Annotated in this window: 7 protein-coding genes; 1 reads left to right on the forward strand and 6 read right to left on the reverse strand. The window is 39.5% G+C overall.

Translation table 11 applies throughout. The features are described 5' to 3' along the window. Window positions 1–696: 696 nt before the first annotated feature. The 6 genes from M3180_RS22115 to M3180_RS22140 all read right to left on the reverse strand — a co-directional run bounded on the left by M3180_RS22115 (window position 697) and on the right by M3180_RS22140 (window position 8,723). Entirely contained in the window at window positions 697–2,307 is a 1,611-nt protein-coding gene (locus M3180_RS22115; RefSeq protein WP_251671577.1) for a response regulator, read from the reverse strand. Beyond that, window positions 2,294–3,640 carry an ABC transporter substrate-binding protein gene (locus tag M3180_RS22120; RefSeq protein ID WP_251671578.1) on the reverse strand — a complete coding sequence of 449 codons (1,347 nt, stop codon included), beginning with the start codon at window positions 3,638–3,640 and terminating at the stop codon, window positions 2,294–2,296. Before M3180_RS22120 ends, M3180_RS22115 begins: the two co-directional genes overlap by 14 nt. A 9-nt stretch (window positions 3,641–3,649) precedes the next feature. Beyond that, window positions 3,650–5,404 (reverse strand): sensor histidine kinase, encoded by a 1,755-nt coding sequence (locus tag M3180_RS22125; protein WP_251671580.1) that lies wholly within the window; start codon window positions 5,402–5,404, stop codon window positions 3,650–3,652. 93 nt (window positions 5,405–5,497) lie between these two features. Beyond that, window positions 5,498–6,346 (reverse strand): carbohydrate ABC transporter permease, encoded by an 849-nt coding sequence (locus M3180_RS22130; protein WP_251671582.1) that lies wholly within the window; start codon window positions 6,344–6,346, stop codon window positions 5,498–5,500. A gap of 4 nt (window positions 6,347–6,350) precedes the next feature. Further along, window positions 6,351–7,295: a carbohydrate ABC transporter permease gene (locus M3180_RS22135; protein WP_251671584.1), complete on the reverse strand. Its 945-nt coding sequence runs from the start codon at window positions 7,293–7,295 to the stop codon at window positions 6,351–6,353. 78 nt (window positions 7,296–7,373) lie between these two features. Beyond that, on the reverse strand, window positions 7,374–8,723 hold the full coding sequence (locus M3180_RS22140) for an ABC transporter substrate-binding protein (protein WP_432806968.1): 1,350 nt from the start codon (window positions 8,721–8,723) through the stop codon (window positions 7,374–7,376). A 210-nt stretch (window positions 8,724–8,933) separates the two neighbouring features. Here M3180_RS22140 and M3180_RS22145 point away from each other — a divergent pair, with 210 nt between their 5' ends. Next, a complete protein-coding gene (locus tag M3180_RS22145) occupies window positions 8,934–9,500 on the forward strand; it encodes an SLOG family protein (RefSeq protein WP_251671587.1) in 567 nt (188 codons plus the stop codon). Window positions 9,501–9,818 lie beyond the last annotated feature (318 nt).

Here is a 9,818-nt window from a genome sequence, read left to right on the forward strand (position 1 = left end):
ACGACCGTTAAGCCTTTCAGCGCCGATGGTACTTGGACCGCAGGGTCCTGGGAGAGTAGGACGTTGCCAAGCACGAAGGAAGCCTATTGCGTATGCAGTAGGCTTTTTTTGTTGTGCGGATGTAGTGTTGATGCATGGTGATTGCGTAGAGGATTGCGTAGAGCTCAGTCGGTGAGGTTTAGAGTAATGAGATTGTTGAACTGACTACTTTATGAGTAATGCAGCAACAAGATGATTAGAGTTGATTTGTATAGATTAGTATATGGCGTGTGAAATAGTCACCTATTAGTGCGAGTGTCTTGCTGAGGAAGTCATTGCGGTAATTCAGGAGAGTGTCTGAATCTGATCGACGTATATTCGAAGATGAGGCAGCGGTAGTATAGGATGATTCAGACGCCGACCTTGAGGTTAAAACATGATGTTAATCAAGGAAGTGTAGTCACGATGTTAAACAACCGGTGCGGAATGGCCGTTGCCAAGCACGAAGGAAGCCTATTGCGTATGCAGTAGGCTTTTTTGTTGTGCGAATGTAGTGATGATGCATGGTGATTGCGTAGAGCCGAGTCAGTGAGGATTTGGTTTAATGAGCCGAATGTGTGGAAATCAATATGAAAACATATAATAGAGACAAAAATGCGGAGATCTAGCAACTATGCTAAATCCCCGCAATATTAATGATTTACGGCAACAACCTGTTTAAGTTGTCTCTGCAGTCACACGATATTCTGACGGTGTCATGCCTGTCATTTTCTTAAACACTTGGGTAAAGTACTTAGAGTCCTGATAACCGACTAGTGGGGCAAGCTGATAAACTTTAACCTCAGTATGAAGTAAAAGATATTTAGCTTTTTCAATTCGGCAGTTTGTTACATACTCTAAAAATGTAGATCCAGTAATTTGCTTAAATAATGTACAGAAATGACTCGCACTCAGTCCAATAAACTCACATACTTCATCAATACCAATATCATTGTGATAATGGTTTTTTATATAGGAGATTGCCCTTTCAATGAGTGCTGGCCCTTCCTCATTGTGCTGCTGGTTTTCAAAATGACTAATCCACTGCTCAACAGCTTTGCTTAGTGCAGTAATAGCTTCCTCTAACGTATCGGATTCCATCAAATGCTGAATGAGTACATCTACTGTCGAAGGTAGCTCGATTTGTAAATGTTCAAATTCTCTTCGTGTAATGACAGCAATCTCCACAATATAACGGATGAGAGCATCTTTAGTAAGATTACCACGTTCAAGCTCTAATCTAAGCTGCTGCAGATATTCACGAGTAGATGCGAATTCTAACGTTCGTATACTATCAATAATATTTTTTTCTAACCATTTTGGATACTGCCATCCTGAAGTGGATTGTGTTAGCATGTCTTCATCCTGATCCTGATCAATAAAGACATGCTCCGTGCTTGCATAGAAGCGTTGATGCAGCGCATCACAAGCACTAATATATGCATGATGCAGCTGCTCTAAGCTATGGACAATTGCGCTTATTCCGACAGAGCAAGATAGCTTAGAGTACTTTTTAACATGTAGTACAATGTCTTCAGCGAGCTGTTTCTTATGATCATCAGGCATATTCTTAAAGAACAGAATCCATTCTCCACTATGAAGCGGAAAAGCGGCCAAAGCTTGATTATTAGTTGACCACTCCTCAAGTATGTTACGAACAGCAAACAACCATAGCCTTCTTTCGTCCGTACTCCAGCGTTTATTAAAAGTCGTAATATGATCCAGCTGTACAACCATCATATAATATGGCTGCTGCAGGTATTGGTCATCTAACCAATTGATATGCTTTAATGCACGCTGATTACCTTCAATAAGCTCAGCAAACATTCTTTCTCTTGCAAGCAACGATAACGTATTCACTGAATCAAGAAGCTGCTGGCTTTCTTGAGTGGCTTCCTGCTGTGATTTCAGCTTTTGTATGGATTTTTCGAGCATAGCCGTTAGCTCATCATGATCAATAGGCTTCAGCAGGTATCCTGTAGCGCCGTGTTTTAGAGATTCTCTTGCATATTCAAACTCACCATAGCCGCTAATGACGATAAAGATTAGATTCTCCTTACGCTTCATCACTTCTGACATAAGCGAGATTCCATTTAAGGTAGGCATTCGAATATCGCTAATAATGATGTCAGGCTGATGCTCGTGGAATAGTTTTAGTGCTTCCTCGCCATTTTTAGCAGTAAGTACATTCGTTATGTGTAGATCCGTCCAAGGAATGGCATAAGATAAGCTTCTTAATATAATTGGTTCATCATCGACAAGAAGTGCTGTATAGCTATTCATTGCCATCCCATTCCTCTCCATAGTTATTGATCACATTAAAATATAGCTTAGATGCTTCTTCGAGCTGAATTAGTGCTTCTTCACTTGTGATCTCTAATTTAATTAATTGGTCACTTATCGTCCAAAATGCTTTTCTTACTTCAGGTGATAAGACATTATCATAAGCGAGGAACAATTTATCACTTTCCCCAAGCAGCTCAACAACCTGTTCGAACACTGGTCCAGTTTTGTTTACATCGTACGTCATGTTCATAGATGGTAATCGAGCGGCTTCATATACAATTCTTCTTTGAACCTCATCTGTATAAAAGGCCTGCATCAGCTCTAATGCAGCAGTTTTTTGTAAGCCTGATAAATTTGCCGATAAACCGATGCCGATTGTATAGCCTCCTACAATGGAGGGACGTTCATCCTTATGAAGGGATGGAAATGGAATAACACCAATATCCTGTTGAAAATCTGTGCCATCAGTTGATTGAAAAAGAGTGATGTCCCAATTTCCATTAAGATACATAGCCGCTTGACCTGAGTTAAACAAGTGAATGGCGTTCACCGATAAGATTTGCGCAAAGTTATTGTTAAACGCATTGTCGCGACTCCAATCCTGAAGCTGGTTAAACGCATGAAGATACTCTTTATTAACGAAGGATGCCTCGCCCTTTGCTATAGCTTGAATAAGCTCAGGCCCTGCATAGCGATCCATTAAATAGTGAGCGTATATACTACCTGGCCACAAATCACTATTTCCCAATGTAAAAGGGATGTAGCCGTAAGCTTTCAGTTGCCTTATTGCTTCATTTAGTTGATCGATCGTAGCTGGTGGTGTTAGATTGAGCTGATTAAAGATCTTCTTATTGTAAAACAGCGGCTGTGCATGCCCTTCGAAGGGAAGACCATATACATGTCCATCATACGTCCATAAGCTAAGATCTATAAAATCCAATTGATGCTCTTCAACAAAATCAGTAAGATCAAGCAGTCGATTAGAGCCTACATAGGGATCAAGCTCTGCACCACCGAATAACACGAACATATCGGGAGGTGTTCCGGTTACCATTTCGCTTTTAAGCTTTTCCTCTCGATGGCTTGTTTGATCTAGCCCTTCAAAGTTAACCTTTACATTAGGGTGCGTGGCTTCAAATTCACGAACGACATCTTGAAAAATATTCATCATCGGGAGATCATGCTCTTGCGTCCATACGTGACGAAATGTAATCGTTACTTTATCAGTTTGGGTAATCGTCGCTTGGCTATTGCCTTTAGGAACACTATAAATGATCGTTGTCGCAAGAATAAGAATATAGAGAACAATCCATTTCATATCTTTTAGTTTTCGCATCTCAAACCCTCACTTATGGATTACCATATTATGCTGAGTAGGTAATATTTTTGGCACTCTAATACGAATAACAGAACCATGTCCAGCAGAGGAACAGATCATCATGCCATATGGCGCCCCAAAGCGAATACGGATACGTTCATGTACATTTCGTAAGCCTACACTGCTATCTTTATATTTGGAGCTCTTGTAGTTTACATTTGTCCATAAATTTTGCAGCACATCTTCGCTAAAGCCAGGCCCATTATCGATAATATCGATCCAAATTTCTTGTTTACCTTCGGAGGCTTTTACATGAATATAGCCCTTATTCTCCATTGGTTCGATCGCGTAATATAGTGCATTCTCAACAATAGGCTGAACAATAAGCTTCTGAGTAACGTAGGATTTCAAATGCTCAGGTAAATCAAAGGTATACTCGAATTTATCCTCAAATCTAAACTTCTGTATATTCATATAATGCAGCACATGCTCAAATTCGGTCTGCAGGGTAATAAGCTCTTTATTTTCACTAATGCTAATGCGAAGTAAACGTCCAAGTGAAATGACCATTTTGCTAATATCCTTATTCCCTTGTAATACAGCCATCGAGTTAATCGATTCTAAGGAATTATAGATAAAGTGTGGATTGATCTGAGATACAAGCGCTTGCAGCTCAGCTTCCTTCTTCATCGTTTGTTCTACTTCTATCTGATGAAGCAGCTCTTCCATTTGTGCGGACATGCGATTAAAGCCGAGGACAAGCATATCCGCTTCATCAATCCTGGAGGTATGCTCAGTAGGGATTTGCTTAAATTGTCGCTGCTCTACACGACGCATACCACTTACCGTACTGTTGATCCTTCTAATCAGACGACGAACAAAAAACTTATCAAACAATAATGCAGAAATTAAAGAAAAAGCAGCGAGCAATATCGCTGTATTGCGAATCGGTATCGATTCAGCCTGCAATACCGCAGTTGGAGTAATCGCGACGAGATACCAGTTTGCTTGCTGAGACTCTAGATACGTGATCGATGATTTAACCCCGTTATATTTGTCAATAAAACTATTATTAGCGCTTTCATATTTATCGTTAAGGAAAGGAAAAGAGACACGGTCTCCTATATTCTCTCCTGACTTGTCATAGACAATCGTTCCTGATTTGTTAATGAGCAGGATATTACCTTGCTCCATTGTCGCGGTTTCCCAAAATACTTGATCAAGCAAATTTGCTTTTATCTCAAGAACAATAGAGCCTATATCTTCTAATGAGTAATAATCCTTAATCACCCTTGAGTGAATGAGAATAGGTTGGTCTTCAGCTGCAGAACCATTTTCTCCTGGTCCTGACCAAATCGGCACACCATCTGCCTTCTCCATAGCGTTATACCAGGGCTGTGCTCTAAGGTCAACTAATGATTCCGCTGAGTTATAACTGTAAACCAACCGATTTCTCGAATACAAGCGAAAGGAATGCACCATAGGATGATTTATTAACAAAATATTGATTTTTTGTTTAACATCATAATTGGTAATATCGTTTTGCATTTTTAACGTTTGCTGTATAACAGATTGCGTAATTGCTGAGTTAGAGATAGAGTTAATCTCATTTAATGCGTAGCTTAGCTTCCGATCAGTTTCTAACAAGGACATGCGATAAAAATGACTCGTTTTGGTCGTAATTGTATTAGAAAAGTTAAAGTAAGAAATAGTCCCCATTGCAATAACAGGGATAAAAACTAGAAGGATATTGGCAAGCATAATTTTACGTCTAAGCTTCACTATGGTCACGCTCCCTAAGACTACCTTCTCCTATTTCTACATGAACAGATATCGTAATGTCAATAAATATATATCTTTGTCAATTTTTCTAAACTAGCTTTTTACGGCACCTGAAGTTAATCCAGCAATAAACCAGCGGCTGAACAACAAGAATACGATGAGCAGTGGTAGAGTTGCCATAAAGGTAGCAGACATAATCATACCAAAGTCTAGACCGTCACGTGTCGTGAACAGCTGCTGCAAAGCAATTTGAATGGTATAGTGACTTTTATCCTTCAGAACGACTAAAGGCCAGAAAAAATCATTCCACGTGTTTAAGTACGTAAAAATACCTAATGTGGCGATAGATGGCGTAATGATTGGAAGCACAATCGTTCTAAATATGCGGAAATGACCTGCCCCATCAATTTTACCTGCTTCCAGAAGCTCAGAATGAACAGAGCTTGAAATATATTGTCTCATCCAGAATATACCGAACGCATTGACCATCGCAGGAACAATTAATGCTTTATACGTATCAATCCATTGCAGCTTAGCCATAATGACATACGTTGGAAGAACGCTTAGCTGCTGTGGAACAAATAGCGTACCAAGCACGAAAAAGAATAAAAAGTTTTTGTACTTAAAGTTATACTTTGCAAATGCATAGCCAGCTAGAGAACAGAAGATAACAACAGACGCGGTGACTAAGGTAGAAACAAATAGAGAGTTACCAAACGCCGTCCAAAACTCAGTTTTTTCTAAGGCACGGTTGAAATTGTTTATAAACTGATTACCAATTGTTATGATAGGTGGAATATGTGATGCAGCACCACGTTCATTGGAAGCGATGACGAACATCCAATAGAATGGGAATACGGATATGATGGCACCAATTCCTAAAAACAAATAGTAGAATATCGTTGTAAAAGAGCTAGGCTGATCTCCGATTTTAGCTTTCATTGTATTATCCCTCCGTATCTCCACCAAGCTTGTTAGAAGCCCACATATTAATCATGGAGAACATAATTGTAAAGACCAATAAGATGACGGCAGTTGCAGCTGCTGTACCGAAGAAGCTGTTACTGAATGCTTCGCTATATAGATAGTTAACCATCGTTATTCCTTCAGAACGTAAGGAACTCGTTCCAGATTGACCTAAGAATACATAAGGCTCAGTAAATAGCTGAAGTGAACCGATTGTTGACATCATAACGGTAAAGATGATGAAAGGTTTAAGTAGCGGCAAAGTAATATGGATCATTTGCTGAAAACGACCAGCTCCATCAATTCTTGCTGCTTCGTAAAGGTCAGCTGGAATACTTTGTAGACCAGATAAATAAATAACCATGTTGTATCCTGTCCAGCGCCACATAATCATTGTAGCAATGGCAATTTTAACGCCCCACCAGCCTGAATTCCATGCAACAGCATCTAGGCCAAAGATATCAAGCAGCCAGTTACCCATTCCGTTGTTACTATAGATCGCACTAAATACGAGAGCTACAGCAACGATTGAGGTAATGTTCGGCATAAAGAACAATACACGGAAGGCCTGCTTAAACTTTGTAAATGCGGAATTCAGAAATATAGCAATAAGTAGTGCTAGTATGAGCTGTGGGATTGTACCCATGACGCTAATTAATAATGTATTAGAGAATGAAGTCCAAAATATTGAATCCTCTAGGACAAATTGATAGTTTTGCAAGCCGATATACTTCATCGGGTTAAGAGCGTCCCATTTGAAAAAGGAAAGATAGATGGTAAACAAGATCGGATAGAGTCCAAAGATACCAAAGATGATAAAAAACGGCGATATAAACAAATAAGCAAAGAGATTATCTCGCTTACGCTCAGATAACCTTCTTTTAGGTACTGCAGTTTTTACTGATGTCTGTGCAGTAGTGGCCATGAGGCACCTCCGAGTGATTTAATAATTCAAGACCGCAGGAAAAACCCGCGATCTTGAATGGTCGTATATCAGAAGAGATTAGCTACGTTTAATTAGGTTTTCGATCTTTTGGATCGCTGCATCCCATTCAGCTTGAGGGTCTGCACCCTTCTCTTGAACGTTTTGAATGGCCTCTTTAATGTAAGAGTCTGTTTGATCGTGAAGCGGGCCATAATAAATTGGTGCTACACGCTCAGCAGCAGAAGCAAATTCAGCAGCAGAAGCTTGGCCGCCTAAGAATTCATCTGTATGGTCTTTAAATTCAGCTGCTTCAAATAGTGCAGGAGTTGAAGGCATTAAACCACTTACCGTAAAGGTTTTTAGCTGTTGCTCTTGAGAAGTCATCCACTCAATAAATGCATAAGCCTCTTCAGAATGCTTTGTTTGCTTAGGAATACTTAGGAATGAACCACCCCAGTTGCCTGATCCCTCAGGAAGCTGAGCAATACGCCATAATCCAGAAGAGTCTGGGCCGTTACTTTTAATGTTACCTAGCATCCAAGCTGGGCCAGGAAGTACAGCGAAGCCGCCATCGTTTGTAGCTTGTGTCCAATCAGCTGCCCATAGTGCATAGTTTGCTACCCAGCCTTCTTGGATTCCTTTAATCGTGAAGTCATAAGCTTTTTTCACTTGAGGATTGGTATTACCGATAAACTCGCGAGATTCTTTGTCAAAGTAAATTTGACCGTCAGCCTGGTCACGTACTGCGTTGTAGATCAAGTCTCTAGAATCAACAAAAGGGATTCCTGTAGCATCTGTAAATTGCTTAGCTACTGTAGCGAATTTATCCCATGTATCGATTAGTGCAGAGAACTCTACTGGATCCGTAGGAAGACCTACTTGTTCAAGTAGATCTGTACGATAGTAAGCAACAGTAGGAGCAATATCCGTAGGAAGACCGATTTGGAAGCTGCCATCTACAGAAGATGCTTGTGCCCATTTCCAATCAAGGAAGTTAGCTTTAACATCCGCAGCACCTAGATCATTTAGGTTGTAGAATGAATTTTGAGCAGCTAGAAAACGCTCCATAAAGCCAATTTCAAGCTGGAAAATATCTGGAGCACCAGAGCCAGCAGATAAAGCTGTTGTTAAGTTATTATGGTGAGCAGTTTGGTCACCAGTGTTTTGAATTTTAATAACTACGTTCGGATTGTCTTGCATGTACTGATTAGCAAGATCCTCGTAGTTGGTATTACCTAGCGTCCAGAAAGATAGTTCAACCGTTTCGCCGGATGCTTTACTTGAGTTGTCTGAATTACTAGATGTGCCAGATGAATTGCTGTTTGTTGCATTGTTACCTGAATTGTTGTTGCTAGAGCTACATGCAGCTAGTGTAAATACCATAATGGCAGCTGCTAGCAGCAAAAGCGTTTTTTTCATTTTACTCACTTCAAAAAACCCCTCTCTGTTTTTCTAATAATGAATACAAGGGATACTATATAGGAAAGTGAAGTAAATAAAGAGGAGACAAATTTACGATTTGAGGTTGAAATTCGTTTGATAGATGCTAAAGCGTTAAACAGACATTTCATTTAAATAGTACAATGACATATAGAAGCAGCATTAATTGAAGTTCGATATAGGAGTATAGGGATTTATATGAAGAATGTATTTATTGCGGGCTATGCCGCACACGAGTTAGGAATATTTAATCAGAAGCATGAGGCGATACGATTTATAAGACAGGCCTTTTATAAGAAGGTTATCCCTCTTATAGAGGAGGGAGCAGAATGGTTTATTATTACGGGAACATACGGATTTGATTTATGGGCAGCAGAGGTGCTGTTTATGCTACGTAAAACAGATTACCCACATATTAAAGTATCGATGATACAGGCATTTATGAATCAAGAGGAAAATTGGAAGGAGGATCGGAAAGCATACTTCAACAAAATAAAAGGAAAGCTAGATCATTTTGCTGTAGTTAGTCAGCAACCTTATGCTGGGCCATGGCAATTCCAAGCAAGAGATCAGCTAATTTTGCAAAAAACTGATGCGATCATTTTGTTTTACGATGAAGAATCTGCAGAGAGTAAAGCAAAGTATATTAAGGAGAAAGCAATCAAAAGAGCCGAAAGCTCATATTATCCGATTATTACAATAATAGCTGACGATATACAAACGATTATGGAGGAGGACGCATTAAAGCGAATGGATGATTATTAATTGTTATTTGAAGGATCTCCTTTAAATAGTAAGAAAAATTGTTTTTAATGAATAAAGCAAGTGAGTTATTGTCATTATATATAGTAGGAAGCGGATATACCTCATGTGGTATATAGAGCTTAAAGATTAGCTGTATATAGTGCTATACAAAAAGGTATAAATTAATTTCAAAAAAAGCTTGCAATACTTTGTCGATTCGTGGTATATTATTTCTTGTCGCCGCGAGAGATCGCGACAGACACACAAAAACAAAACGTTCGAGTCACACTCGCAAGATGAGATGAGAACGACATTGTTCCTTGAAAACTGAACAACGAG

The organism is Paenibacillus camelliae, assembly GCF_023715345.1.
GTDB lineage: Bacteria > Bacillota > Bacilli > Paenibacillales > Paenibacillaceae > Pristimantibacillus > Pristimantibacillus camelliae.

Coding starts and splice junctions, on each gene's coding strand:
- M3180_RS22115 (WP_251671577.1), bottom strand. CDS start 2,307: ATGGCAATGAATAGCTATACAGCACTTCTTGTCGATGATGAACCAATT.
- M3180_RS22120 (WP_251671578.1), bottom strand. CDS start 3,640: ATGCGAAAACTAAAAGATATGAAATGGATTGTTCTCTATATTCTTATT.
- M3180_RS22130 (WP_251671582.1), bottom strand. CDS start 6,346: ATGAAAGCTAAAATCGGAGATCAGCCTAGCTCTTTTACAACGATATTC.
- M3180_RS22135 (WP_251671584.1), bottom strand. CDS start 7,295: ATGGCCACTACTGCACAGACATCAGTAAAAACTGCAGTACCTAAAAGA.
- M3180_RS22145 (WP_251671587.1), top strand. CDS start 8,934: ATGAAGAATGTATTTATTGCGGGCTATGCCGCACACGAGTTAGGAATA.